At 45.7% G+C, this 25260-nt stretch carries 22 protein-coding genes; 17 read left to right on the top strand and 5 right to left on the bottom strand.

The window, feature by feature from the left end:
- From AC1DCV_RS03775 to AC1DCV_RS03845, 15 genes are all read left to right on the top strand, one after another.
- Positions 1–1359, top strand: coding sequence for a hypothetical protein (locus AC1DCV_RS03775; protein WP_477021902.1), 1359 nt, complete (start codon positions 1–3; stop codon positions 1357–1359).
- A complete protein-coding gene (locus tag AC1DCV_RS03780; RefSeq protein ID WP_477021903.1) occupies positions 1356–2432 on the top strand; it encodes a glycosyltransferase in 1077 nt (358 codons plus the stop codon). Before AC1DCV_RS03775 ends, AC1DCV_RS03780 begins: the two co-directional genes overlap by 4 nt.
- Before the next feature lie 9 nt (positions 2433–2441).
- A complete protein-coding gene (locus tag AC1DCV_RS03785; protein WP_477021904.1) occupies positions 2442–3572 on the top strand; it encodes an XrtY-associated glycosyltransferase XYAG1 in 1131 nt (376 codons plus the stop codon).
- Positions 3573–4478: a glycosyltransferase family 2 protein gene (locus tag AC1DCV_RS03790; RefSeq protein WP_477021905.1), complete on the top strand. Its 906-nt coding sequence runs from the start codon at positions 3573–3575 to the stop codon at positions 4476–4478.
- 6 nt (positions 4479–4484) lie between these two features.
- Entirely contained in the window at positions 4485–5066 is a 582-nt protein-coding gene (locus AC1DCV_RS03795; RefSeq protein WP_477021906.1) for a WcaF family extracellular polysaccharide biosynthesis acetyltransferase, read from the top strand.
- The gene (locus AC1DCV_RS03800; RefSeq protein WP_477021907.1) at positions 5063–6496 is read left to right on the top strand and encodes a capsule assembly Wzi family protein; all 1434 of its coding nucleotides are present in this window, start codon (positions 5063–5065) and stop codon (positions 6494–6496) included. The genes AC1DCV_RS03795 and AC1DCV_RS03800 overlap by 4 nt, the downstream gene beginning before the upstream one ends.
- A 17-nt stretch (positions 6497–6513) precedes the next feature.
- Positions 6514–7737: a WcaI family glycosyltransferase gene (locus tag AC1DCV_RS03805; RefSeq protein WP_477021908.1), complete on the top strand. Its 1224-nt coding sequence runs from the start codon at positions 6514–6516 to the stop codon at positions 7735–7737.
- A gap of 30 nt (positions 7738–7767) precedes the next feature.
- Positions 7768–9153: an undecaprenyl-phosphate glucose phosphotransferase gene (locus AC1DCV_RS03810; protein ID WP_477021909.1), complete on the top strand. Its 1386-nt coding sequence runs from the start codon at positions 7768–7770 to the stop codon at positions 9151–9153.
- 71 nt (positions 9154–9224) lie between these two features.
- Complete coding sequence (locus tag AC1DCV_RS03815) at positions 9225–11360, top strand: catalase (protein ID WP_477021910.1); 2136 nt, start codon at positions 9225–9227, stop codon at positions 11358–11360.
- Between the two features lie 82 nt (positions 11361–11442).
- On the top strand, positions 11443–12096 hold the full coding sequence (locus AC1DCV_RS03820) for an NAD-dependent epimerase/dehydratase family protein (RefSeq protein ID WP_477021911.1): 654 nt from the start codon (positions 11443–11445) through the stop codon (positions 12094–12096).
- Between the two features lie 409 nt (positions 12097–12505).
- Complete coding sequence (locus tag AC1DCV_RS03825) at positions 12506–13195, top strand: NUDIX hydrolase (protein WP_477021912.1); 690 nt, start codon at positions 12506–12508, stop codon at positions 13193–13195.
- A 5-nt stretch (positions 13196–13200) separates the two neighbouring features.
- Entirely contained in the window at positions 13201–13746 is a 546-nt protein-coding gene (locus AC1DCV_RS03830; RefSeq protein WP_477021913.1) for a 2OG-Fe(II) oxygenase, read from the top strand.
- Between the two features lie 8 nt (positions 13747–13754).
- On the top strand, positions 13755–14486 hold the full coding sequence (locus AC1DCV_RS03835) for a metallophosphoesterase family protein (RefSeq protein WP_477021914.1): 732 nt from the start codon (positions 13755–13757) through the stop codon (positions 14484–14486).
- Positions 14487–14506: 20 nt separating this feature from the next.
- Positions 14507–15022 (top strand): DUF2199 domain-containing protein, encoded by a 516-nt coding sequence (locus AC1DCV_RS03840; protein ID WP_477021915.1) that lies wholly within the window; start codon positions 14507–14509, stop codon positions 15020–15022.
- A gap of 36 nt (positions 15023–15058) precedes the next feature.
- Positions 15059–15784, top strand: coding sequence for a metallophosphoesterase family protein (locus tag AC1DCV_RS03845; RefSeq protein ID WP_477021916.1), 726 nt, complete (start codon positions 15059–15061; stop codon positions 15782–15784).
- A gap of 46 nt (positions 15785–15830) precedes the next feature.
- On the opposite strand, the gene AC1DCV_RS03850 is transcribed toward AC1DCV_RS03845, so the two are convergent.
- The 3 genes from AC1DCV_RS03850 to AC1DCV_RS03860 form a co-directional block, all read right to left on the bottom strand.
- Complete coding sequence (locus AC1DCV_RS03850; protein ID WP_477021917.1) at positions 15831–18380, bottom strand: TonB-dependent receptor; 2550 nt, start codon at positions 18378–18380, stop codon at positions 15831–15833.
- Between the two features lie 105 nt (positions 18381–18485).
- On the bottom strand, positions 18486–19190 hold the full coding sequence (locus AC1DCV_RS03855) for a LytR/AlgR family response regulator transcription factor (protein WP_477021918.1): 705 nt from the start codon (positions 19188–19190) through the stop codon (positions 18486–18488).
- Complete coding sequence (locus AC1DCV_RS03860) at positions 19190–20230, bottom strand: sensor histidine kinase (RefSeq protein WP_477021919.1); 1041 nt, start codon at positions 20228–20230, stop codon at positions 19190–19192. The genes AC1DCV_RS03855 and AC1DCV_RS03860 overlap by 1 nt, the downstream gene beginning before the upstream one ends.
- 147 nt (positions 20231–20377) lie before the next feature.
- Here AC1DCV_RS03860 and AC1DCV_RS03865 point away from each other — a divergent pair, with 147 nt between their 5' ends.
- The gene (locus AC1DCV_RS03865) at positions 20378–21157 is read left to right on the top strand and encodes a fatty acid desaturase (protein ID WP_477021920.1); all 780 of its coding nucleotides are present in this window, start codon (positions 20378–20380) and stop codon (positions 21155–21157) included.
- Between the two features lie 118 nt (positions 21158–21275).
- Here the strand turns inward: AC1DCV_RS03865 and AC1DCV_RS03870 are convergent, their stop codons facing one another.
- Together AC1DCV_RS03870 and AC1DCV_RS03875 are read right to left on the bottom strand one after the other, a co-directional pair.
- Entirely contained in the window at positions 21276–22595 is a 1320-nt protein-coding gene (locus AC1DCV_RS03870; RefSeq protein WP_477021921.1) for an ABC1 kinase family protein, read from the bottom strand.
- Positions 22596–22600: 5 nt separating this feature from the next.
- Positions 22601–23227 carry a TetR/AcrR family transcriptional regulator gene (locus tag AC1DCV_RS03875; RefSeq protein ID WP_477021922.1) on the bottom strand — a complete coding sequence of 209 codons (627 nt, stop codon included), beginning with the start codon at positions 23225–23227 and terminating at the stop codon, positions 22601–22603.
- 629 nt (positions 23228–23856) lie between these two features.
- Here AC1DCV_RS03875 and AC1DCV_RS03880 point away from each other — a divergent pair.
- Complete coding sequence (locus AC1DCV_RS03880) at positions 23857–25257, top strand: RtcB family protein (RefSeq protein WP_477021923.1); 1401 nt, start codon at positions 23857–23859, stop codon at positions 25255–25257.
- Positions 25258–25260 lie beyond the last annotated feature (3 nt).

Below are 25260 nucleotides of genomic sequence, written 5' to 3' on the forward strand. Positions count from 1 at the left end.
ATGCAACAGGAATTTATATTATCAGCAGGAGAAGGGGATTTCTTTTTTGGTTTTCATGACCTGGTGGCATGGAACTATGCCGGCGATAAACTCCTGGCCTTGCAATCACCGGATATTACAGTGCCGCCGGATCCCCGCGTTGCTTGTGGCATCGGCTATTTTGATGCTGCGCAACAATTTCATCAACTGGGAAAAACATATGCTTATAATTATCCGCAGGGCGCCCGGCAGCAATGGATTGGGGATACGGATACTTTTATTGTGAACGATCGCGTGGGAGATAAGTGGGGCGCCAGGATTTATGATGCGAGTGTGGATAGATGCGTGTCAACACTGCCTCTTCCCGCACATGTTATAACGGACGAGGGCATCGCTTTCAGCATTGATTATGCGCGACTCTTCCGTGTAGGTGGATATGGTTATACCGGACTTCCAGACAAGCAGGCGCATCTCCATGCGCCTGTGGACTCCGGCATTATAAAACATAATGTATATACCGGTGAGCAGTCCTTGTTGCTGTCTATCGGCACAGTGGCTAATTACAGGATGAATCCTTCGCTGGGGCAGCATCATTACATCACGCATTTATTGCTGAACCCTTCGCAGAACAGACTGGCATTTTTACACCGGTATAAGTTGAAAGACGGTGGCGAAACTACGCGGCTGATGAGCATCAGTACAGATGGCAATGACCTGCGATGCCTGGCCACCGGATTTCTCAGTCACTTCGACTGGAAAGATGATACGCATATTGCTATCTGGGGCAGAACCGGCAGTGGTATTGAAAAACTGCGCGGCTCCCTCCTCTACAAAATGATGCCTGCCGGTTTGATCGCCAACGGCAAAAAGGTGTTGAAGAAATTATTATACAATGGTCAGAAGGGCGCAAAGGCAGTAGCACCTTTTAACTGGCTGTTGCTGGAAGATGTGAACGATGCAGCCCCCGCTATGCTGGCAAAGGACATTATTACGGAAGATGGTCATCCTATGTTTTGCCCGGCCAATCGCGACTGGATGATTTGTGATACCTATCCTAATCAGCAGGGCATCCGGACACTGTTTCTTTTTCAATACAGCACGCAAGAGAAAACTACGTTGGGTACTTACCGTATGATTGATACCAAACCGGATTTGAAACTGGCAGATTCCCTGCTGGAAGGAGTGGATGAAGGGGTGTTGAAAGCTTTCTCACTGGAGCAGATGGCTTTTACGCGCAGTGGACTGCATTGTGATCTGCATCCGCGCTGGAAGCGGGATGGTAGCCTGGTAGCTTTTGACTCTATTCATGAAGGTAACCGGCTCATCTATGGTTATGATGTGAGCAGTATTATTCATGCAAATAAAAATGTGTTGGTATGATAGCGATTCTGCAGCCTTTGGTGCCACATTACAGGGAACACTTTTTTAATCGTCTGCAGGAGCAGGCGCCATTTGACCTGTACTGTTATGATGGGGCAGATGCCCTGCAGAAAAGAAACCTGGCGGCCGGCAGTACTACTATCAAACAGTTGCCAGCATGGAGCGTAGGGCCGTTTGTGTTATATAACCCTTTACGTTTTTTTAACCGCGACTATAAGGTGCTGGTGCTGATGCTGAACTTTGCGCATTTGTCTACCTGGATGATCCTTTTATTGAAACCTTTCCTGAAGCAGAAAGTTATTCTCTGGGGCCATGGTATTTCTGTAAAAAGATATGTGCAGGAAGAACAGCAGCCCAGCCGGTTATTGAAGTGGATGATGCAGCTGGCGGATGCTACCTGGTTTTATACTCCTAAAGAAATGGCGCTGTGGCAGCAGGTGATGCCGAAAATGAAGGCAGTGGCGTTGAACAATACTATTTCGGAAGTGGAGAAAATTATGCAGCAGCCGTTGCCCGACAAGGCAGCCTTGCGGGAGAAATATCAGATTCACTCAAGGCGGGTATTGATTTACTGTGCACGCTTTAACGAAACCGGGCGGCGTATAGATCTGCTGTTAAAGCTCATCGCAGAAACCGATCCCACCGAGTTTAGCTTTATCATTATCGGCGCGGGGAAATACAAACCTGACTTCAGTGGCTATATGCATGTGCATGATTTCGGTGCCGTGTATGATCCGGCTATTAAGCAGGAGCTATTTGGCCTGGCAGACCTTTATTTTCAGCCGGGATGGGTGGGCTTGTCGGCGGTGGAGGCGATGGCTTATGGCAAACCGGTATGCACCTTTAAACGCACTGCGGAAGTATTGCAATGTGTGGAGTATAGCTATATCCGTGATGGTTACAACGGGTTGATATTTGAAAATATGGAAGAGTGCCTGTATATGTTGGATAAGCTGTCGGATGACGAGATCTGTACAATGGGGCAACAGGCCAGGTGGTTTGTGCAGGAACACCTGACAATGACGGCGATGGTGGATAATGCCCTGCATTCGCTGCATACAATGAATCATTAATATCGGAATATGAATATACTTTTTATTGTTCCTTCTTATAAGCCCGCTTATGTATACGGTGGCCCCATTGTGGTGATAGCGCGGTTAGCGGAGCAACTGGTGCAGATGGGACATGCGGTGGCAGTATATACCACCACTGCCAATGGTGGGCAGGAGTTGGATATCGCCGCTAATACGACTGCGATGATTGATGGCGTAAAGGTGACCTATTTTAAACGCATCACCGGCGACCATACACATGCGTCGCCTGCCTTATGGAAGGCGGTTTGGAGGAATGCCAAACAGTTTGATAAAGTACATATTCACTCATGGTGGAATTTCCTGGTGCTGGGGGCTTCTTTTATCTGTAAATGGAAAAAGCTGAAACCGCTGTTGTCGCCACATGGTATGTTCTGCGATTATGTGCTTACTGCGAGGAATAACCGTATTAAACAACTGTTGCATACGGTCATGGGTAAACGATTATTGCGCAGTACCTATCTGCACGTTTCTTCTGAACTGGAATGGAAAGAGTGCCAGGAGATTAATAAGGGCTGGGAAGGCGGACAGGTGTTTAACCTGGTTGATCTGCCTGCAGGCGGTTATACCCGTACCGACAATGATGTTTTTACGATTAGCTTTCTCTCCCGGGTAGACCCGAAAAAGGGGCTGGACCTGTTGATCCGTGCGCTTTCCAGGGTATCGTTTAAATATAGGTTGCTGATTGCGGGTACAGGTGATGCGGCTTATGTGCAGTCTTTAAAAGAATTAATTGCTTCGCTGGATATGGATGATAGCGTCGAATGGGCAGGTTGGAAAGGCAGTGAGGATAAATTTCATTTCCTCGCTGCCACCGACCTTTTTGCGCTCACCTCACGCAATGAAAATTTTGCCATTGTGGTGATAGAATCATTGTTTGTAGGTACGCCGGTACTGATCAGCGACCAGGTAGGGCTGGCGGGCTATGTCAGTGAACATGGTCTGGGATGGATTACGGGCATAGAAAGCGTGGATGGGATCAGCGATCAGCTCACAGCGGCGTATAAAGATAAAGCCCGGCGACAACAGATCACCCGGGAAGCGCCCGCGCAGATCCGGGATGATTTTAATGATGCCAGGCTGGCATCTTCTTATGTGGAACTATATGAAAAATGTAATTAGATGAAACTGGCTGTAGTTATACTGACTTTCAACGAATCGATACATCTGTCGCGCTGCCTGGAAAATCTCCGGCAGATCACAGATGAGATATATGTGATAGATGCATTTTCTGCTGATGATACAGTGGCTATTGCCGAAAGCTATGGGGCAAAGGTTTTTCAACGCAAATGGGTCAATTATGCGGATCAGTTCCAATGGGCGCTGGAGCATTGTGGTATTACCACGCCCTGGGTAATGCGTATGGATGCAGATGAGTACCTGGAGCCGGGATTGCTGCAGGAAATAAACACCCGGATGGACAGTGTTGCTGATGGAATAACGGGGATCTATATACGTAGAAAGGTGTTGTTTAAAGGCAAATGGATCCGGTACGGTGGTTTTTATCCGCATACCCTGCTGAGGATCTGGCGCAATGGACTCGGCAGCATTGAACAGCGTTGGATGGATGAACATATTGTGTTGTCGGAAGGGACCACGATGTTGTTTAAAGAACATATCGTGGATGATAACCTGAACTCCATTCACTGGTGGGTGAATAAGCATAATAACTATGCGATCCGGGAAATGGTGGATTTGCTGAATATCCGGTATGGCTTCTGGCAAACAGATCAGCGGTTATTGAAGGCGGAGGGCTCACAGGCAAAGCGGAAGCGGTTCCTGAAAGAAAAAGTATATGCGGCCTTGTCGCCCGGCGCGCGCGCCTCGCTGTATTTTCTTTTCCGGTATGTATTGCGCTATGGTTTCCTGGATGGATATAAGGGATTTCTTTTTCACTTTATGCAGGGGTATTGGTATCGTTTACTCGTAGACGTTAATGTACAGGAGTTTCAGCAGAAGTTGCAGGGTAATGAAAGCCGGGAAGATATCATGGCATTGCTAAAACAGGATTATAACATTCATATCTGATATTATATGAAAACCAATCTCGCCGCTTTTAATACGGGTAGCTATTACGCCGGACCTAAATGGAAGGTGCTGGCCTGGTACTTTTGTAATTACTATATTCTGAACAGCGCATTTCCATGGCCATTTGCGTTGAAACGTGGACTACTGCGCTTATTTGGTGCACGCATAGGCAAAGGTTTGGTTATTAAAACAAGGGTGCGGATAAAGTGCCCGTGGCGCTTATCAATAGGGGATCACTGCTGGCTGGGAGAAGATGTATGGATAGATAACCTGGCAGATGTTACCATTGATGACCATGTATGTATTTCGCAGGGTGCGCTGTTACTGACAGGTAATCACGATTATAAACAGCCGGATTTTCCTTACCGGCTGGGAGAAATCCACGTGGAATCAGGTGTATGGATTGGGGCTATGGCAGTGGTTTGTGCTGGCGTTACCTGTGGGGCGCATGCGGTACTTACCGTAAATGCCGTGGCATCGAAAGACCTGGAGCCGTGGTTGATTTATTCCGGTAATCCTGCGGTAGCGGTGCGCAAACGGGAGATGGTATCTCCTTCCGTGAAGGTTTTAAATGTGACGGCCATATGAAAAGGATCTGTTTCATGCTGCTGTTAGGATGCATATGTGTGCCCGCCGCAGCACAGCATTGGTTGACTGATTCACTGGAAGTGCATGCAGGCGCCGTTGGCACAGCTGCTGCTAAAGATTATCAGCCGTTATGGCTGTTGTCCAATCACTATGGTACTATCAGTGATAGGAAAGGAGATGTCTCTATCCATGCAGGCTTCAGCAAGCAGCAGGTATGGCAGGATAAATTTTATGTAAAGTATGGGTTGGATGTGTATAACAACAATCATTTCAACAGTACTTTCCTGGAACAGGGATATGTGAAGGCGGGGTATAAACATTGGGAGATTCGCGGTGGCAGGTACGAAGAAATTATAGGAGAAGTAGATAAAGATTTGAGCAGCGGCTCTATGGGGATCAGTGGTAATGCGCTGCCCATTCCTAAAATCGGGATAGCGGTAACGGAGTACACCCCGGTACCATTCACCAATGGCTGGCTGCAGTTTAAAGGCTTGCTGAGCCACGGCTGGATGGGGAAAGACCAGTTTATTAAAAATGCTTATCTGCATGAAAAGAATTTCTATCTCCGGATAGGAAAAAACAAACTCAAATTATATGGTGGTATACAACACTATGCGGTGTGGGGTGGCAGCCGGAAGGACTTACCTGCTATTACGAATAACTGGCAAGGATTTATGGATGTGCTGCTGGTAAAAACGAAAGATGATGGTACAGTGGGCAATACAGATATACAACCCAACAGACCCGGCGATCACCGGGGTATTATAGAAGGTGGTATTGACTGGGAAAATGATCAGCTGGCATTGCACCTGTATAATCAAACCCCATTTGAATCAGGGCAGGGTATTGATATCCGCAACATTGACCGCCTATTGGGCATTGCGTATACCAATAAACAAGCCGGCAGCTGGCTGGAGAAAATCACCGCGGAATTTATTTATACCAAACAATCCAATGATTTCTTTTTGCTGCGTTTGCGTGAAAGCTATTATAACAACGGGGTATACCTGACAGGATGGGATTATCATGAACGTATTGTAGGCACGCCTTTGTTTATTGACCGCAACAGGGGACAGCAGTATTTTCCGGAGATGAAGCCACTGAACTGGGATGCGCCAAAAGACTCACTCCGGGGGCGGGGAGGAAACATTATCAATAACCGCGTAGTGGGCGGACATATCGGTTTGCTTTATCATCTCACAAAGAAAATAACAGGCAAAACATTGATCACCTACACGCAAAATTATGGGACGTATACCAACCCAGCGCTTTTTACGCCTATGAAACGGCAATGGTATACACTGGAAGAACTGCATTACCGGTTGCCGGAAAAGGGTATTACGCTCACTTTCTCGGTGGCATTAGATCATGGGGATCTGACTAATAACACAGGGTGTATGCTGGGTTTGCTATGGAGCTGGAAGAAGTAATACTTAAAATAACGTATATGGGTAAACGAATATTACTGATAGGCGGCAACTTTTCACCGGAGCCAACGGGAATAGGAAAGTATAATGGTGAAATGATCAGCTGGCTGGCAGATAACGGATACGACTGCACGGTAGTTACTACCTATCCTTATTACCCGCAATGGCAGGTGCAGCCACCTTATGACCGTGTCAGGAACTGGTTTAAAAAAGAAGTGACAGGAAAGATAACAATATACAGATGTCCGCAGTATGTGCCGGCTACGCCATCCGGGAAGAAGAGAATGTTGCAGGATGCATCTTTTGCCGCTGCTGCTTTTGTAAAAGTAATGCAGTTGGTGTGGCAGAAGAAGTTTGATGTAGTGATTACTGTAGCGCCGCCATTTCACCTGGGCCTGCTGGCGGTGCTGTACAAAAAACTGCGGGGGGCTACATTTGTGTATCATGTGCAGGACCTGCAAATTGAGGCTGCACGGGATTTACAGATGATCAAGTCAAAACGGCTGATTGGGTGGCTGTTGAAACTGGAGAGGACGATTCTGCGCAGCGCTGATCATGTAAGCAGCATAGCGGACGGGATGATCCGGAAGATAAGTGATAAGACGGGAGGAGAGGTATTGCTTTTTCCTAACTGGGTAGATGTAGCTAAGTTCCATCCACTAACAGATAAGGGCGCGTTGAAAGAAGCTTTTGGTTTTTCTGCTGCAGATAAAATTGTGTTGTATTCCGGTGCTATCGGCGAAAAGCAGGGACTGGAAGCATTGTTGCATGCAGCGGCCGCCTGGCAGCATCAGCCGGAGATGCGTTTTCTGATCTGTGGCTCCGGGCCTTATAAGGTACGGCTGGAGCAATTAGCGGAACAGTTACAACTAAAGAATACTGTATTCCTGCCGCTTCAACCGGCGGCGGAGTTTAATAATTTTCTGAACATGGCAGATGTGCACCTGGTCATACAAAAGGCGCATGCCAGCGACCTGGTGATGCCTTCCAAACTAACCACTATACTGGCGGTAGGTGGTATTGCCCTGATTACCGCTAACAGTGGCACGGGTTTGCATGAGCTGGTGAGCCGTCATAATATGGGCATACTGGTAGATGCGGAAAACCAGGAAGCCCTGCAATCGGGTATTGGCAGGGCGGTGTGGGATAACACTGCCGACATTGCCACAAATGCACGCGCCTATGCAGCAGCGCATCTTTCTGTTTCAGGAGTGATGACGCGCTTTAAAGAACAGGTGGCGTAGCGATTTTATAGAACAACCATATTCTTTTTTATGCTGAACCGGTATCTTAAAATTTGCAGTATCCAGTTAATTGCGCTGGACTTTATTTGTTTGAATGTGTTGTTTTTCCTCAGCAGCTCCTGGTTGCAGCGATATGATCGCATGCAGGATATTAATGTGGATATTTTCCTGGTAGTGTCTAATCTATCCTGGATGGTGGCACTGTATACAACTGGCATTTATTTTCTCAGCCAGCAACTGGCATTTGACCGTATTGCGCGGAAAACGGTGCAAAGCATTCTGCTGTATCTGTTGTTATTATTATTGTTTTTATTTCTATCCAAGCAATTGTACTCCCGCCTGTTTATTCTTATTTACTGTACCGGTTTTATTACGATGGTATTATTAGGACGCTGGCTTTTTTACCGGGTAACCAGTCATATTCTGCATCGTACAGGTGTGGAAAAAAAAGTAGTGATACTGGGCTATAACGAGCTGTCCAAACAATTGGCGGGTCAACTACTCGAAGATAACAGCAACCTGAAATTTGAGGGTTATTTTGAAGAATACAGCAATGTGCATGAGTTGTCGTATTACCCGGTGATCGGCAACCTGGAAGCATGTGTACCTTATGCACAATCGAACAATATCCGCGAGATCTATTCTACGTTGTCGCCGGAAAAATTTCCTTACCTGTATACATTAGCCAGGGAGGCAGAAATGAACCTGATCCATTTCCGGTTTGTACCGGACTTCAAACTGTTTGTGAACCGGCAGATCTTTGTGGATTACTTCAACAATATTCCTATTATTTCTTTGCGTGCAGAGCCGCTGGATGATATTGCCAACCGGATCCGTAAGCGGGTATTTGATATTGTATTCAGCAGCCTGGTGATCCTGTTTATATTAACCTGGCTGATCCCTTTGCTGGCATTGCTGATTAAACTGGAATCCAGGGGGCCGGTGTTTTTTATACAGTATCGTACAGGTCGTAATAATATGAATTTTCCCTGTCTGAAACTGCGGAGTATGTATGTAAACAATGACGCCAACTCCAAACAGGCTACCCGTCATGATAGCCGCTTTACCAGGATTGGTCGTATTCTGCGTAAAACCAATCTCGATGAAATGCCACAGTTCCTGAACGTGTGGATGGGAGATATGTCGATTGTAGGTCCACGGCCTCATATGTTGCGCCACACGGAAGAGTTTTCCCGGGTAATTCAGCAGTATATGATCCGTCATTTTCTGAAACCCGGTATCACTGGCTGGGCGCAGGTTAGCGGGTTGCGCGGGGAAATCACAGAAGAATCACACCTGCGTAGAAGAATAGAACACGATATCTGGTATATGGAAAACTGGTCGGTATACCTGGATCTGCGCATTATATTTTTAACGATCCGGAATACCGTGAAAGGAGATGATAATGCCTTCTGATCATGGATGACGGCCATGGTATGGTTTGTGTGATTTGATGGAGGTTACCTCATCACTAAATCACGCGAACCATGGCAAAGAAAAAAAGTATTACTACCACCGGAAAACTCAGTAAGAAAATAGAAAACCTTGCTCCTCATACAGAAGAGGGTGTTGACCAGTTTCTGACTACTAACCAGGGGCTTCGTATTAATGATAACCAGAACTCGCTCAAAGCGGGAGAACGGGGCGCTACCTTACTGGAAGATTTTATTTTAAGGGAGAAAATTACCCACTTTGACCATGAACGTATACCGGAAAGAATTGTGCATGCCCGTGGAGAGGGTGCACATGGTTATTTCCAGGTATATGAATCCATGGCGAAATATACCAAAGCAGGTTTTCTGCAGGACCCCGGCAAACAAACGCCTGTGTTTGTTCGCTTTTCTACCGTAGCTGGTTCCCGTGGATCCAGTGACCTGGCGCGTGATGTGCGTGGCTTTGCAGTAAAGTTTTATACAGACGAAGGGAATTATGATTTAGTAGGTAATAATGTGCCGGTGTTTTTTATACAGGATGCTATGAAGTTTCCTGATTTTGTGCATGCCGTAAAGCCGGAGCCACACAATGAAATACCACAGGCAGCTTCTGCACATGATACCTTCTGGGATTTTGTGTCTATTGCACCGGAAAGCATGCATATGATTATGTGGGTAATGAGCGACCGCGCTATTCCCCGTAGTCTGCGGATGATGGAAGGTTTTGGTGTACATACTTTTCGTTTTATCAATGCGGCCGGTAAATCCAGTTTCGTGAAATTTCATTGGAAACCTATACTAGGTGTACATTCCGTTGCCTGGGAAGAAGCACAGCAGATATCAGGAAAAGATCCTGATTTTCACCGCCGTGATTTGTGGAACGCTATTGAAGCGGGTGCTTATCCGGAGTGGGAGCTGGGTATACAGATTGTGGCAGAAAAAGATGAGCATAAATTTCCATTCGATTTACTGGATCCAACTAAATTAATTCCGGAGGAAGTGGTGCCGGTAATACGCATTGGTAAAATGGTGCTGAACCGCAACCCGGATAACTTCTTCGCAGAAACCGAGCAGGTAGCTTTTCACCCGGGACACCTGGTGCCGGGTATTGATTTTACCAACGATCCGTTGTTACAGGGCCGGTTATTTTCTTATACAGATACACAGTTGTCGCGTTTAGGTAGTCCTAATTTTCATGAGATTCCCATTAACAGGCCTGTTTCACCGGTACATAATAATCAACGGGACGGGCATATGCGACAGACTATCAATCGCGGAGAAACGGCCTACGAGCCCAACACCATCAGCAATGGTTGCCCTTTCCAGGCAAAGGCAAAGGAGGGTGGTTTTACTGCTTATGAAGAAAGAATAGATGCAAAGAAGATTAGAGGCCGCAGTGATAGTTTCTTTGACCACTTCAGCCAGGCTACCTTGTTTTACAATAGTCAGTCTGAGGTAGAAAAAAATCATATCATCAATGCGCTGCGTTTTGAACTGGGCAAGGTAACGCGGCCGGATATACGCGTTCGGATGATAGGATTATTAACACAGGTGGATACTTCACTCGCTGCCCGTGTAGCGGAAGGACTGGGCATAAAAGTACCTGCCAAACCGGAGCTGCCTATGAACCAGGTGCGGCCCGCGGATGCAGATGTAAAGAAATATGAACCCCGTACTGTAAAGCAGCAGATCGCTGCTTCGCCTGCGCTGAGTATGGCCAATACGGTAAAGAATACAATTGTGTCGAGGCAGGTGGCTTTCCTGGTGGCCGATGGTGCCTCCGGGGCAGATGTGAATAAAATGAAAGCTGACCTGCTGGCAGCAGGCGCCCAGGTACAACTGATAGCGCCCCGGTTGGGAAAAATAAAGGGGATAGACGGAGAGGCAGATCAGTCTTTCCTGGGGGCAGCTTCCGTATTATTCGATGCCGTGTATATTCCTGGTGGAGCCGCCAGTGCAGCCACCCTGAAAAATGATGCCACTGCCCTGCATTTCGTCAACGAAGCATTTAAACATTGTAAGGCAATTGCAGTAAGTGGGGAAGGCATAGATGTGCTTAGAGAGACTTATCTGCCTGATGGTAAAAAAGAACCTGGACTGCTGATAAATGCAAGCAGCAAGGATTTTATCAAAGCCATTGCGCAACATCGTTTCTGGGAAAGGGAAACCGGCCCGGGTATTCCTGCATAAATGCCCCATTATTTTATTTATCAACAAATGGCCAAACTCAAAGCTGGCAGCTAATTGCTAACAGCTGTAACAAAAAATTCCTATGGACATAAAAGCCATTATTACAGGTAGTACCGGAATGGTGGGAGAAGGTGTATTGCATGAGTGTTTACAGCATCCGGAAGTAAAGGAAGTGTTGGTGATTAACCGGAAACCTTGTGGGGTGAAGCATCCTAAGCTGAAGGAAATTATTCATAACAACTTCTTTGATATGCTGCCGGTGGCCGCGAAGTTGCATGGGTATAACGCGTGTTATTTCTGCCTGGGAGTGTCTTCAGTAGGAATGAAAGCTGATGCATACGAACATGCTACCTATGATCTGACCATGGAAGTGGCGAATACATTGGCCACCATGAATTCGGATATGGTTTTTTGTTATGTGTCTGGAGCAGGAACTGACGGTAAAAGTACGTGGGCAAAGATCAAGAAACGAACGGAGAACGATTTACAGCGCCTGCCTTTTAAGGCCGCTTATATGTTCCGCCCTGGCTATATGCAGCCTACAAAAGGACTACAGTATACGCAGTCCTATTATAAATATATGAGTTGGTTATACCCGGTATTAAGACGGGTTTTTCCGCAGGGTGTATCTACCCTGGCGGAGCTGGGGCTGGCCATGATAAACGTTACCAGGTACGGCTTTCCAAAGAAGGTGCTGGAAGTAAAAGATATCGTGACTTTGGCCCATCAGCCATGAAATATTGGTAACCTTAGGGATAGCGGTCTACTTTATATGCGTTTCGACATGTATCTTTGCGACTTGTTACTTTAACAGTGTAACAGTTGTAGGTTATGAGATGACTGGAATAATCCTATCCCGGGTCCAAATAAAAAAGGCGGTGCGCAAGCACCGCCTTTTTGTTTTTCTGCTACCACTGCTCCTTCGTTTTATATTAGTAATGGATCAGGTTGAAAACGGGGGGAATATCGTTTTTCAATATGCTCTAAATGCCCATACACTCGCGTTTGCCATTGTTAAACCCCTCCCGAACTATCCTCATATTTCTAAATGTGCTCCTGCCACATTTCATGTTACCGGTTGCAATATTTTTTAGGCTATCTCCTGAAAAATTAGTTACTTCACGTTAAATTGACGCAAACAAACCATGAAGGCCTTTCACGAGTATAAAAACCCCTCCCTGGCGGTGGACCTGGTGGTATTTGGGTACCACGACAATACCCTGTCTGTATTGCTGTTAAACCGTAAGGAGGAACCATTTAAAGATTGCTGGACTTTACCCGGCGGCTTTCTGCAAATGGAAGAAACCTTCCTCAGCACCTGCTCACGTATTCTGCAAACAAAGCTGGGCATGGATGAAGTATTCCTGGAGCAGCTGTATTCTTTTGATGCACCCGACAGAGATCCAAGAGGACGTGTGATTGCAGTGGGATATTATGCACTTATTAACCCGGCTAAATTCCAGGTAGTAGCCGGCAGCATGGCCAATGATGTAAAATGGTTTAACGTAAGAAAGCTGCCCACACTGGGCTTTGATCATAAACAGATTTTTCGTCAGGCCCTGCAACGCCTGAAATCAAAGATACTCTACTACCCGGTTGGCTTTGAATTGTTGGATGACCTGTTCACCATCACTGAGCTGCATGAACTATATGAATGTATCCTGCAAACCACGATCGACCGGCGCAATTTCCGCAGAAAAATTTTAGATGCAGAATATATCATCAACACCGGCATGAAACGGGAAGGCCTGAAGAACAGGCATCCCGAACTGTATAAGTTCAACAAGCAATTAAAGAAGAATAATTTCCAAATTAATGTTCCCACAGAATCATAATTTTTATGGAAAAGCAAGTATATACTCCCGGCATCTTCACTGTGAAGAATTTTCTTTCCCTGGCAGAATGCACTGCCCTCATAGAAAAAAGTGAAGCCATAGGATACGAGGAAGCCACTGTAGACGTGGGTAATGGCGTGCAACGCATGATAAAAGGTGTACGAAATAATGAGCGGGTATTGTATAAGGACGATGCTTATGCTACCTTTATCTGGGAACGGCTGAAGGATTTTGCCCCGGAAGGGACAGATAACCGAAGCGCGGTTGGTTTGAACGAATTGTTCCGGTTTTATAAATACAGCCCGGGACAACGCTTTAAAATGCACAAGGACGGCAGCTTTGAGCGGAATCCTTTTGAAGCCAGCCAGTATACTTTTATGATCTATCTGAACGAAGCCTATACCGGCGGGGAAACCATTTTTGCTTCCGGAGAAATTATTCGCCCGGAAACAGGTACCGCCCTGATTTTTCATCACCCGCTGCGGCATGAAGGTGCATTGCTGACCGCCGGTGTGAAATATGTGCTGAGGACGGATATTATGTACAAATAAATTAGAACATGCCCGCAACCTACGTTATAGGTGACATACACGGTGCGCTGAAAGCCCTGAAACAGCTGATAGCGCGGATCGCACCAACAGAAGAGGATACATTGATTTTTTTAGGAGATTATGTGGATGGCTGGTCTGAGTCTGCTGAAGTACTCAGCTATCTGATGGAACTGGAGCAAAAGTACCGCTGCATTTTTATTAAAGGAAATCATGACGCCTGGTGCGAATCCTGGCTGCATGGTATCATGCCGGATGCCTCCTGGCTGAGGAATGGAGGACAAGCTACCGTAGAAAGCTTCAACAAATTATCGGAGGCTGGTTTACGTTGTCATACCGCCTTCCTGGAACGGATGCTGCTGTATTATACAGATGATAAAAACCGTTTATTTATTCATGCAGGATTTACGTCTACCCACGGGCCCGCGCATGAAAGATTTGAGCCATCGCTTTACTGGGACAGAAGTTTCTGGGAACTGGCACTCGCCGTAGACCCGCGTATTCCCAAAGACTCGCTGCGATATCCCAAAAGATTAGCCCTTTTCAACGAGGTTTATATCGGTCATACTCCCAGTGTAAATTACGGAGAAGATATGCCCATGATTGCCGCCAACGTACATAATGTAGATACCGGCGCAGCCTTTATGGGAAAAATATCTGCCATGAACATTGATACAAAGGAAGTGTGGCAGAGTGATATGGTGTATACCCTGTATCCAAATGAAAAAGGCCGGAACCTCTGAGATTGAAGTAACCATTTAAGATGAAAGACTTTACTTACAAATGCGCCTGTTGCGGACAGGAATATGATGAAATGCCTTTTTGCTTTGGCGGCGAATTTCCGGATTACTATTTTTCTATTCCTCCCGAAGAACGGGAAAATAGAATAAAGATGACGGAAAGTCTTTGTGCAATAGACGATACCCATTTTTTTCACCGTGGCCGTATCACCATCCCCATCAATGATTACAAAGAAGATCTGCTTTTCGATGTATGGACCAGCATCAGCGAAGCAAACTTCTACAAAAGAGATGAAATGTGGGAAGACCCGCAGCGAATCCTTAACGACCCCTACTTTGGATGGCTGCAAACCATCGTTCCCGGATATGACCGTACGCTTAACATTAAGACAATGGCCTATGAAAGCGAAATGGGCATGATACCTGTTATTAAAGTAATAGAAGGGCATCACCCGTTGACACTGGATCAGGAAAATGGAATCAGTTTTGAAGAGGCGAAGAAAAGAGTAGACGATATTTTAAAACAATTTCACCAGTAATATCGTTGTTTTCTATCCGGTAAACCTACTAAAAAKATGTCTGCAACCTACGTTATTGGTGATATCCATGGGGGATTGAGAGCCCTGCAGCAGGTGATGGCACAACTGGCATTGCAGGAAAATGACCAATTGATTTTTTTAGGAGATTATGTGAATGGCTGGTCTGACTCCGCCGCCGTGATCACTTACCTGATGGCGTTGGAACTGGAACATGCCTGTATTTTCATTAAAGGAAATCACGATGAGTGGTGTGAATCCTGGCTCAAAGGAACCATACCCGATTATAAAAGCTTAAAAAACGGGCATCTGGCCACCATCGCCAGCTATCATTCCTTATCTGCTACAGAAAAAGCACAGCACATCACCTTCTTTTCTAACATGAGAGATTTCCATGTGGATGATAAGAACCGGTTATTTATCCATTCCGGATTTTCGGTTACACCTGGTACAGTTCCTTTTAGTTCCGCCATGTATAAAGACAGATCGCTGTGGGAAATGGCCCTTACCATGGATGAGCGGGTGATATTGCATCCTGAATTATATCCGAAGAAGCTACTCCAGTTTCATGAAATTTATATCGGACATACACCTACACTGATTTATGAAGAAAGTATGCCTATGAAAGCCTGTAATGTGTATAATGTGGACACCGGGGCTGCCTATATGGGGAAGCTTTCTGCCATGAATATAGATACGAAGCAGGTGTGGCAGAGCGATTGGGTACAGGCGTTATATCCGGATGAAAAAGGCCGGAACGCTTAGGTGTACCCCCTTCGCATTCCGGCGCTTTAAACTTGAAGACAACTTCTTATTGAATCACTTCCTGCATTCCCTGCATGCCTGCGCCCATATTCTTTCTCTTAAACAAACTGGCGTCTATTTTACCAAATCTGTAAGCAAAGTTCAGGCGGATCATCTGGGGATCTTTTAAGCGACTGTAATATTGTGTGAAATAAGCACTTTCAGAATACTGATCGGACCAGCGGGTTCTGAAAATGTCATTGATACTTAAAGTAATGGATGCTGCATTGTTTTTCAGGAAGCTCTTTTTAATGGCAGCGTCTACACCATAGAAAGAAGCAATATAACCCTGTGAAGCATTCTGTGACTGCTGCATAGGAGGACCCGCCTGTACGTTTTTATTATCATTTACCGGCAGATTGGTTTTAGACTGGTAAGTACCGGTCAGCTGTATTTCAAAATTTGCCGGCAGCTTAAAGCTGTTATTGATCTTTCCAAACCAGCTCCAGAGCGCATCCTGCGACTGGGTAACATTATCGGTGTTGATCTTCGAATTGTAAATATTCACGTTGGTCGTCATGGTCCACCATTTAGCGATGGTATTCATGGACGTAACTTCCGCACCGGCAGAGTAGCTGGAATTAGCATTGATATACGTGTTTACCAGCAACTCCTGTCCGCTTACCGGATCGGTTTCTTTCGTCAGGTAGCGGGTAATCAGGTTGTTGGTATGTCTGTAGTAGAGAGATCCCAGTAAAGTATTGTTGCCCTTGAACGTTTTCAGGTACGACATTTCCAATGAAGTGGTGAACTCCGGTACCAGGCCTGGATTACCTTTGGTGATATTCAGCTTATCAGTAGAATCCGTGAATGGTATCAGCTGGAAGAAGTTGGGACGGTTAATCCGGCGTGTATAGCTCAACTGCAGTTCCTGGTCGTGTTTCAGCTTCTGGCTTAAAAATACGGATGGGAATAAGCTGATCGGGTAGTTATTACTGAAATGCTGACCGTTGTTCAGCAGATCGCCGGTGTAGTTGGAGCTTTCCGCACGCAGACCTACCTTATAACCAAAATTACGGATACTGTTGGATACGCTGGCATATGCCGCATACACGTTATCGCTGTTTTTGTAATTATTGGATGCCGCGGGAATCAGTACGTATTTACCGGTTGCCGGGTCGAACATGGAGTTGTCGAATTTACTCTTCGTAGTACGGATAGAGGCTCTCAAGCCTGTTTCCAGTTTCAGTTTGCCGGAAAATGGTTTTACATAATCTGTTTGCAGTGTCATGAAGCTCACAGACCCTCCGCCCAGGATTTGCTGGATATCGCTGCTGGTAATTTTGTTATTGCTATAGCGATCCGTTCTGTAGTCGGAGTTGTTATTACTTTTACCACCAAAATAGTTGAAGTCGGCCGTCAGTTCTTCTCCTTCTTTAGGGAACAGGTGTTTCATGCCCAGTACCAGCCCGTTTGCGTTGAACTTGTTGTGGGAAGAAGAGTTACGCTGACTGAAGCCTGGGATGGAACCGGTTTTACCGAGGGTATCGCTGTTGATATCAATTCTTTCGGTAGGGTTCATCTCACCGTGTACTTTGATACCGGCAATAGAGAGGGTGGTGCGGTTGGTCACGAACCAGTCCATGCCCAGCTTACCAAAAAGGAAGCCTCCATTGGTTTTGTTGCTGTTATACTGGTTTATCATGGTAGGAGGTACATCGGCGAAGTTATTACGCTCAGTAGTACCCGTAGTGCGTCCTTTCATCTGGTTACCCATTACGCTGGCGGTAATATTTACCTTGTCCTGGCGCAGGTTAAAGTCGCCGCCACCATTCAGGGCGCCGCGTTTATCCACACCGGCGCGGAGGTTACCGTTGTATCCGGTTTTACGGTTCTTTTTCAGTACAATATTCAGGATACCGGCGCTACCACCGGAGGCATCGTATTTGGCGGAAGGGTTGGTAATTACTTCCACATTTTCGATGGCGTCTGCCGGAATCTGTTCCAGGGTCAGGGTGGTAGGGCGGCCATCGATATAAAGTTGTGGTGCGCTGTTACGCAGGGTCACATTACCATCGATATCCACATTTACAGACGGTACATTTTTCATGACATCGAGGGCAGTACCGCCTGCGCTCACGATGTTTTTTTCCACATTAAATACCTTTTTATCGATATCCATCTGCATCAGTGGTTTAGTACCGGCTACGGTTACGCCTTGTAGCTGGGTGGTACTAACGGCCAGTTTAATGTTGCCGAGGTCTTTTTCAAAGGGAGGAAAGCTAACTGCCTGCTCTACCGTTTTGTAGCCCGTAGCGGTGATTCTCAGCTTCAGGGGGCCTCTGGCAGGTAGGTCTTCCAGGCTGAATTCACCATTACCTTTGGTGAGGGCGCCTTTCAGCAGTTTTTCCTTCATTTTTTTGGTCGCGGTGTCCATACGGTTTTGCAGCACGATAACGGAGGCATAGTTAACAGGTTTTCCATCGGGGTCGATAACTTTTCCATAAACATGCCCACTCATGCCCATCGGCATTCTGCCAGCAGCTCCGCCCGGAGCTTGCGCCCAGGCACTCATTGAAAGCAAAAACAGGGTGATAAACAAATAAATCTTTTGCATTTTATTATAAATTCAGATGGTGCAAAAGTATATCGCCATAATGGATTATATAAATGAAATGAGATGAGCGGGGGAAATATAGCTACGAAATGGAGGGGATACCGGCTAAATTTTGCCGGCAATGGCATATACAGCATCCCTGTAAGTGTCTCCCACGGGGAGTTCCAGTTCATCCAGGAAAATACTGTTTTTCCGGATGGAAGAAATGGCCGCCACCGACACAATATAGGATTTATGGATACGGATGAATTTTGTGGCATGGAGCTGCTCTTCCATACCTTTTATACTCATGCGGGTAATAACGGGTTTATGGGTGCTTTTGAGATGTATTTTGATATAATCTTTCAGTCCTTCAATCCATATAATGTCTGCAAATACCACTTTGAGCAAACTGTAGTCTACGTTAACGAAAAAGAAGTCGGCCTGTTCTTTGGCACTTTTACCACCGGTTTTGAGCTGGAAAAGCTCCTGTGCTTTATTACAGGCTTTGATAAAACGCTCCAGGGAAACGGGTTTCACCAGGTAGTCGGTAACTGACAGGTTAAAGCCTTCCAGAGCATATTTCTCATAGGCTGTAATCAGTATCACAATGGGTTTATTAGGAAGCGATTCCAGGAACTGTAAGCCGGTCAGCCCGGGCATCTGGATGTCCAGGAAAATCAGGTCTACCTGCTGATGCCGCAGTATTTCCATGGCTTCAAAGGCGTTATTGCATTTGCCGGTGAGCTGCAGGTAAGGAACTTTGCTGATATTGTCTTCCAGCAGGTCCAGCGCGAGCGGTTCATCATCTATGGCAATACACTTCATCATCAGTGGAGATTTAACTGCAAGGATACTATAAACCAGTCATCTTTTTTCTCAATGTGCAAAACATAATTATCTCCATATAATAAATTCAAACGCCTTTTTACATTGGCCAGGCCAATACCGCTGGTTTTATCTTTTATTTCTGAAGATGCTTCGTTGAATTTGTTGCGTACGGAAAAAAACAACATACCGGGACGCGTATATAAACTGATATCTATGCTGGCATTGGAAATCAGGCCGGTACCATGTTTAAATGCATTTTCCACAAAGGGGATGAGCAACATGGGTTCTATCTCATAGGTGCTGTCGGCCGCCTCCAGCGATACCTGGATAGCTACATTTTTGCCAAACCGCTGCTGTTGCAGGTCTATATAGCTTTGGAGGTATTCCGTTTCCTTTTGCAAGGGGACCTTATCCTCATCTGCTTCATAGAGCATGTAGCGCATCAGCGAGGACAGCTTGATCAGGGAAGGCTCCAATACATCCGATTTTTTGCGGGCCAGGGATACCATGTTATTCAACACGTTAAACATGAAATGGGGACTCACCTGGGAACGTAGCAGGGATAACTCCGTTTTCAGGTTTTCATTTTCCCTGGCGCTGCTTTTCCTTTCCTGTTGCATTTTATCCACCATCATCTGAAAGGCCGTACTGGCGCATAACACAAAGAAAACGGTGAAAACGGTGAAGAGGATGACAGGTTTTATATCCAGAGTATGCGATGTCAGGAAGAAGTTCTCAAACAGGTACCTGACAACAAACATAAAAACGAAGACACCCAGGATATACAGCGTGTATTCAAAAAAGCGTTTTTTATATACCATCTTCGGAATAAATACCCAGGCATTCAGGTAAAAGAAAATGATGAGATTCAGGTAAGTAAAGTATTGATAGTAGGTCCATGCCTGCTTGTCGTTCAGGTGTGCCCGTTCCCAGTTATCATTGGTAGGATGCAGCAGGTAGGGTAATGAGAAAAATATCAGCCATGCAAGTACATGCCTGGCTATTATCGCCCATTTTTGATGGTACCATTCTTCTTTCATGCCGGCAAATTAGGGATTTATACAATTGTGCTGCAAAAGGTTGCGACCAACCTTTATAATTATACGACCAACAGATAATGGTATTCAATAATGATTTAATTTTGTATCCGAATTCCTGATTACCTCATTTTCCCTAAATTCTGGTATATGGCTACCGCTGATATTACCCGTCAAATTGCCTGGAAAGACTTAACCCGCCTGTCTGTCCGGGAAATGCTCATCGAAAACAATATTTCTATTCCCTGGGCACTAGGCTCCTGGGTATTAGCGTATTATGGGCATTATTTGCTGGCGTTGCCGTTTTCGGCCATCTTTTTCTTAACTGCATTGCGACAGGTACATAATGGGTTTCACCAGTCGCTTGGCACCAATAAGCAACTGACCTGGTTTACCTTATTTTCCAACAGTATTTTAATGATGGCCTCTATTCATGCGGTGAAGTTTAATCACATCCGCCATCATAAATATTGTTTGTCGGAAGAAGATTACGAAGGTAAGTCGGCCGGTATGAGCGCGCTGGGTGCCATTTTTTACGGACCTAAGCATATGTGGCTGATACACCGGGTTACGTGGCAACTGGGTAATAAGAACTATCGCCGGAATATGTTACTGGAATTGGGCGCCATTGCTGTATTTATGGGGCTGGTGTTTTACTTCCAGGTGTATTTCCTGATGTACCATATTGCGATGATGATTATCGGGGAGCTGATGATGGCATTTTTTGCGGTATGGAGTGTGCACCATGATTGTGATCATGATACGATTGCCAGAACGCAACGTACCGGATGGAAGAACACGATTACTTTCAGCATGTTTTATCACCTGGAGCATCACCTGTTTCCTGCGGTGCCCACGATAAAATTACCGGAATTGTGTAAGCGTATAGATGCGGCGTTGCCGGAGCTGGAAAAGAAGAAAACATTTTGAGAAAGCATAAAGCGTAAAGCATAAAGCAAAAAGCTATTGAAGCGAATGATCAGATCGGAAGGATTAATATCCGCATTGATCATTCGCTTCAATAGCTTTTTGCTTTATGCTTTACGCTTTATCCTTTCATCAGGTCGTGTATTCTACCCTGACCAGTGATCACATTCGCTTTCAGGTCGCTGAGAATAGAGTATAATCCGAAATAAGTGCGGTTAATATAAAGACTATGCCGGGAGCCGCGGGCCACTTTAGAATCGCGGATTTCCTTCATGTTGTACAACTCATCCATGTAGGCATATATTTCGTTGAAATAGGCCTCATTACCAAAGTCAAAGTTTTCCAGTGTAAATGGTAATGTCAGCAGATCAATCATATGCTGGAAAAGGCCGGAGAAGAATTCCACCTCTTTAGGTGTATCTGTCGGATGGATCATTTCCAGGTTGGTATAGATCTCATGCCGGCGTTTCTCATCTTTCAATACTTCTTTATCCACTAACAGGAAGTAGTTTTCATAGAAATCTTCCGGTATTTCTTTTACACAACCAAAATCGAAAATGCCTACCGTGCCATCGGGGCGCATGAGAAAATTGCCGGGATGCGGATCTGCATGTACCTGCTTCAGACTATGTACCTGGAACTGGTAGAAATCCCATAATGCCTGCCCTATTTTATCACGTACTTCCTGGGTAGGGTTGGTGAGTAAAAATTCCTTCAGATGCTGACCATCCAGCCAATCCATGGTAATGATACGATCGGATGACATGTCCGGGTAATAGCCGGGGAACTTCAGGTTGGGAATATGCGCGCATGCCTGGGAAAGGTCCATGGAGCGGCGGAGTTCCAGCTTATAATCGGTTTCTTCCAGCAGCTTACTTTCTATTTCATCAAAGTATTTATCCATATCCACTTCGTTCATACCTACTATGCGGATGGCGAAGGGCTTCACGATACGGAGATCTGATTTCACGCTGTTGGCTACTCCGGGATACTGAATTTTTACCGCCAGTGTTTTCCCTTCCCTGGTGGCTTTATGTACCTGGCCTATGGATGCGGCATTGGATGCCTGCATTTCAAAGGTATCGTATAGCTGTGAAGGCGATTTTCCCAGTGTTTTTACAAAAGTATTTACTACCAGCGGACCGCTGAGCGGGGGAGCGCTGTACTGCGACATTGCGAACTTTTCGGTATACGCTTTTGGGAGCATTCCTTTGTCCATACTCAGCATCTGTGCTACTTTCAGCGCGCTGCCTTTCAGGTTGCTCAGGGTATCATAAATATCAGCGGCGTTATCTTGATGCAGCTCTTCTTTGGTGGTAGAAGGGTCCATCAGTTTGCGCGTGTAGTGTTTGATATAATTGGTACCTACTTTAAGTCCGGTCGTAACGAATTTGCCTGCCCTTTCCACCTTGGAGGTGGGTATATTGGATTGCTCTTTCATGGTGCTTATTTCCGCGTAAAAATAAATTTCCCGAAGTCCAGCAAACTATCCAGTGTATTGGATTTGATGAGCTGGAAACTGAGGTTCACTGCTTTTTCAATGGCAGCATCTGTCATTTCAAACTGGTTGCTGGTGTCATCCAGCCAGTATTTGAGCACAAACAGTGCCTGCAGCCAGAAGCCATGAACATATTGGTCTGAAATATATTTTCTTTCCTTGATTTCGCTGGACTGGTAACCTTCTTTCACCAGGTCGCTTACGTAGTTGTTGAAAGCGTGGCGGAATGTTTCCAGTTTATTACGGTAAAAGTCAGGTAAACGGAAGTGTTTGCGTTGCAGGAGCAGGTAGCTGCGGTCCTCTTTCAGTTTCTGCACCCAGAGAAAATAAAATGCCAGCAACTTTTCCTGTGCATTGTATTGCTGGTAAATGTCATCTGCCTGCAGTTGTTCCTGCGTTTGTTGGAAAATAGCTAACCAGATGTCTTTTTCTACCGCCTCCAGCGAACTATATTGTTCGTAAAAGGCTGCTTCTGTGATGTCTACAATTTTGCAGAGCGCATAAACAGATACAGGTGCTTTGCCGTTTTCCAGCCAGTACACTTTGTAAGCGTTGCGGATGAGCTGTTTGTCCATGAGAAAAAGTTTTACTATTGTTGAAATAGCCCGCCCGGAGCGGGTTGCCGAGGTTAATAATTACGGGTATACAAATTTACGTCATGCAGGGTTATAAACCCTTTTTTATCCTGCCAGAAAATGTTAAAATCTGCGCTTGAAAAAGAGGAGGAAATGAGAGTGGTAAAAAATGAGTGTTGGGTATTTCAGAAATAAATATATCTTTGCACCCGAATTCCTTATTCTTCATTTTTTAAATCACAAGGAATCATGACAGAACGTACTCACATATCGCCCCTTTCGCTCCTTGCCTGATCAGGCAAACGCAGTGTTTTTTCTTTTGCATAAGCCGGAGTTATAAAGACATGGATGTATACAGCATTGTATAATCCCCGGTCTTCTATACACAGATATTATTACCAAACAATGGTGATAACCACACGGTATATATCGTGATCCTATCTGCCGGATATTATCGTATATGCATCTAAGTTATACCTACCGTTTGCTTGTCTGTCGCCTCAGCGGGAGGTAATTCCCTTCAGGAAAAAATTTACATCTTTTTTAATTTATCTATACGCAAACAACATTGTTTGTGCAGGTGTTTCGCGCACTGAAAAGTCGCAATACACATCATATATCTCCATTTTATGGGCAGCATAAAAACAAAAGAACTTAGTAAAATAGGTTATACCAATGACAGGGCCAGAAGCCTCGTCATCAATATCATGTCCCGGCATTTTAAGCATCACAGCAAGCCGGATATCATACAATTATTAACGGCTATTAAAGAAGATCCTGCCAGATACAGGGCAGATGATATTCTCGGTAAAATTGCCGATACTTTTATGGACGAACCGGTGGAATGTAATTTCCAGTCGTATGAACTGCTGGAAAAAACAGGACAGCTGAAAGTATACGGCGCCAAAGAAATAGAGCGTTCCGCCAAACAACAAATGGAACTGGCGATGTCTTTACCGGTCACCGTTCAGGGAGCTTTAATGCCGGATGCACATACCGGTTACGGACTGCCAATTGGCGGTGTGCTGGCCACACAAAATGCGGTGCTGCCATTTGCAGTAGGTGTAGATATTGGTTGTCGCATGGCACTCACTATCCTGGATGAAGGAGAGAGCTTTTTAAAACGCTTCTCTCACCAGGTAAAAGTTGCGATGAAAGAATATACGCACTTTGGTATGGAAGGTGGGCTGGAGTTTTCACAGGAGCATGCCGTATTGGATAGCCCGGTGTTTCAGTCTACCGAACTGCTGAAAAAATTACAGGCCAAAGCTGCGCGGCAGTTGGGGTCCTCCGGTAGCGGTAACCACTTCGTGGAGTTTGGATTAATAGAACTTCAGGAAGATAATGCCTTGCAGTTGCCGGCAAAGAAATACCTGGCGCTGCTGTCGCATTCCGGTAGTCGTGGACTGGGGGCCAACATTGCACAGCACTATACCCGCATTGCCATGGACACCTGCAAATTGCCGCGCTCTGCGCAGCAACTGGCATGGCTGGATATGAACAGTGAAGCCGGACAGGAATACTGGGTGTCGATGAACCTGGCGGGCGATTATGCCAAAGCCTGTCACGACCGCATCCATGCCAACCTGACGAAAGCATTAGGCTTGCAGGCCCTCGCCAAAGTAGAAAACCACCACAACTTTGCCTGGGAAGATACCCTGGCAGATGGGCGGTCGGTGATCATTCATCGTAAAGGTGCTACACCGGCACATGCAGGCGAAATGGGCATCATCCCCGGCAGCATGTGTACAGCGGCTTACCTGGTAATGGGTAAAGGTGTTGACAACGCTTTGTACTCCGCCTCCCACGGCGCCGGCAGAGCCATGAGCCGTAAAAGAGCCAAAGAAAATATGACCGTATCCGGTTTAAAGAAAATGCTGGCCAGTGCAGGCGTAACACTGATTGGTGGCAGCGTGGAAGAAAATCCGCTGGCGTATAAAGACATCGAACAGGTGATTGGCGCACAGCAGGAATTAGTAGACATACAAGGCCGCTTTATGCCGGCTATTGTAAGAATGAATAAAGATTAAGTA

Source organism: Chitinophaga sp. 10T418 (genome assembly GCF_056394125.1).

Excerpts from the sequence above, each read along its gene's own strand:
- AC1DCV_RS03775 (WP_477021902.1), top strand. The coding sequence starts at position 1 with ATGCAACAGGAATTTATATTATCAGCAGGAGAAGGGGATTTCTTTTTT.
- AC1DCV_RS03845 (WP_477021916.1), top strand. The coding sequence starts at position 15,059 with ATGTCTGCAACCTACGTTATTGGTGATATCCATGGGGGATTGAGAGCC.
- AC1DCV_RS03875 (WP_477021922.1), bottom strand. The coding sequence starts at position 23,227 with ATGGACAAACAGCTCATCCGCAACGCTTACAAAGTGTACTGGCTGGAA.
- AC1DCV_RS03790 (WP_477021905.1), top strand. The coding sequence starts at position 3,573 with ATGAAACTGGCTGTAGTTATACTGACTTTCAACGAATCGATACATCTG.
- AC1DCV_RS03830 (WP_477021913.1), top strand. The coding sequence starts at position 13,201 with ATGGAAAAGCAAGTATATACTCCCGGCATCTTCACTGTGAAGAATTTT.
- AC1DCV_RS03795 (WP_477021906.1), top strand. The coding sequence starts at position 4,485 with ATGAAAACCAATCTCGCCGCTTTTAATACGGGTAGCTATTACGCCGGA.
- AC1DCV_RS03825 (WP_477021912.1), top strand. The coding sequence starts at position 12,506 with ATGAAGGCCTTTCACGAGTATAAAAACCCCTCCCTGGCGGTGGACCTG.
- AC1DCV_RS03805 (WP_477021908.1), top strand. The coding sequence starts at position 6,514 with ATGGGTAAACGAATATTACTGATAGGCGGCAACTTTTCACCGGAGCCA.
- AC1DCV_RS03800 (WP_477021907.1), top strand. The coding sequence starts at position 5,063 with ATGAAAAGGATCTGTTTCATGCTGCTGTTAGGATGCATATGTGTGCCC.
- AC1DCV_RS03880 (WP_477021923.1), top strand. The coding sequence starts at position 23,857 with ATGGGCAGCATAAAAACAAAAGAACTTAGTAAAATAGGTTATACCAAT.
- AC1DCV_RS03870 (WP_477021921.1), bottom strand. The coding sequence starts at position 22,595 with ATGAAAGAGCAATCCAATATACCCACCTCCAAGGTGGAAAGGGCAGGC.
- AC1DCV_RS03860 (WP_477021919.1), bottom strand. The coding sequence starts at position 20,230 with ATGAAAGAAGAATGGTACCATCAAAAATGGGCGATAATAGCCAGGCAT.
- AC1DCV_RS03855 (WP_477021918.1), bottom strand. The coding sequence starts at position 19,190 with ATGATGAAGTGTATTGCCATAGATGATGAACCGCTCGCGCTGGACCTG.
- AC1DCV_RS03780 (WP_477021903.1), top strand. The coding sequence starts at position 1,356 with ATGATAGCGATTCTGCAGCCTTTGGTGCCACATTACAGGGAACACTTT.
- AC1DCV_RS03810 (WP_477021909.1), top strand. The coding sequence starts at position 7,768 with ATGCTGAACCGGTATCTTAAAATTTGCAGTATCCAGTTAATTGCGCTG.
- AC1DCV_RS03840 (WP_477021915.1), top strand. The coding sequence starts at position 14,507 with ATGAAAGACTTTACTTACAAATGCGCCTGTTGCGGACAGGAATATGAT.
- AC1DCV_RS03850 (WP_477021917.1), bottom strand. The coding sequence starts at position 18,380 with ATGCAAAAGATTTATTTGTTTATCACCCTGTTTTTGCTTTCAATGAGT.
- AC1DCV_RS03865 (WP_477021920.1), top strand. The coding sequence starts at position 20,378 with ATGGCTACCGCTGATATTACCCGTCAAATTGCCTGGAAAGACTTAACC.
- AC1DCV_RS03820 (WP_477021911.1), top strand. The coding sequence starts at position 11,443 with ATGGACATAAAAGCCATTATTACAGGTAGTACCGGAATGGTGGGAGAA.
- AC1DCV_RS03815 (WP_477021910.1), top strand. The coding sequence starts at position 9,225 with ATGGCAAAGAAAAAAAGTATTACTACCACCGGAAAACTCAGTAAGAAA.
- AC1DCV_RS03785 (WP_477021904.1), top strand. The coding sequence starts at position 2,442 with ATGAATATACTTTTTATTGTTCCTTCTTATAAGCCCGCTTATGTATAC.
- AC1DCV_RS03835 (WP_477021914.1), top strand. The coding sequence starts at position 13,755 with ATGCCCGCAACCTACGTTATAGGTGACATACACGGTGCGCTGAAAGCC.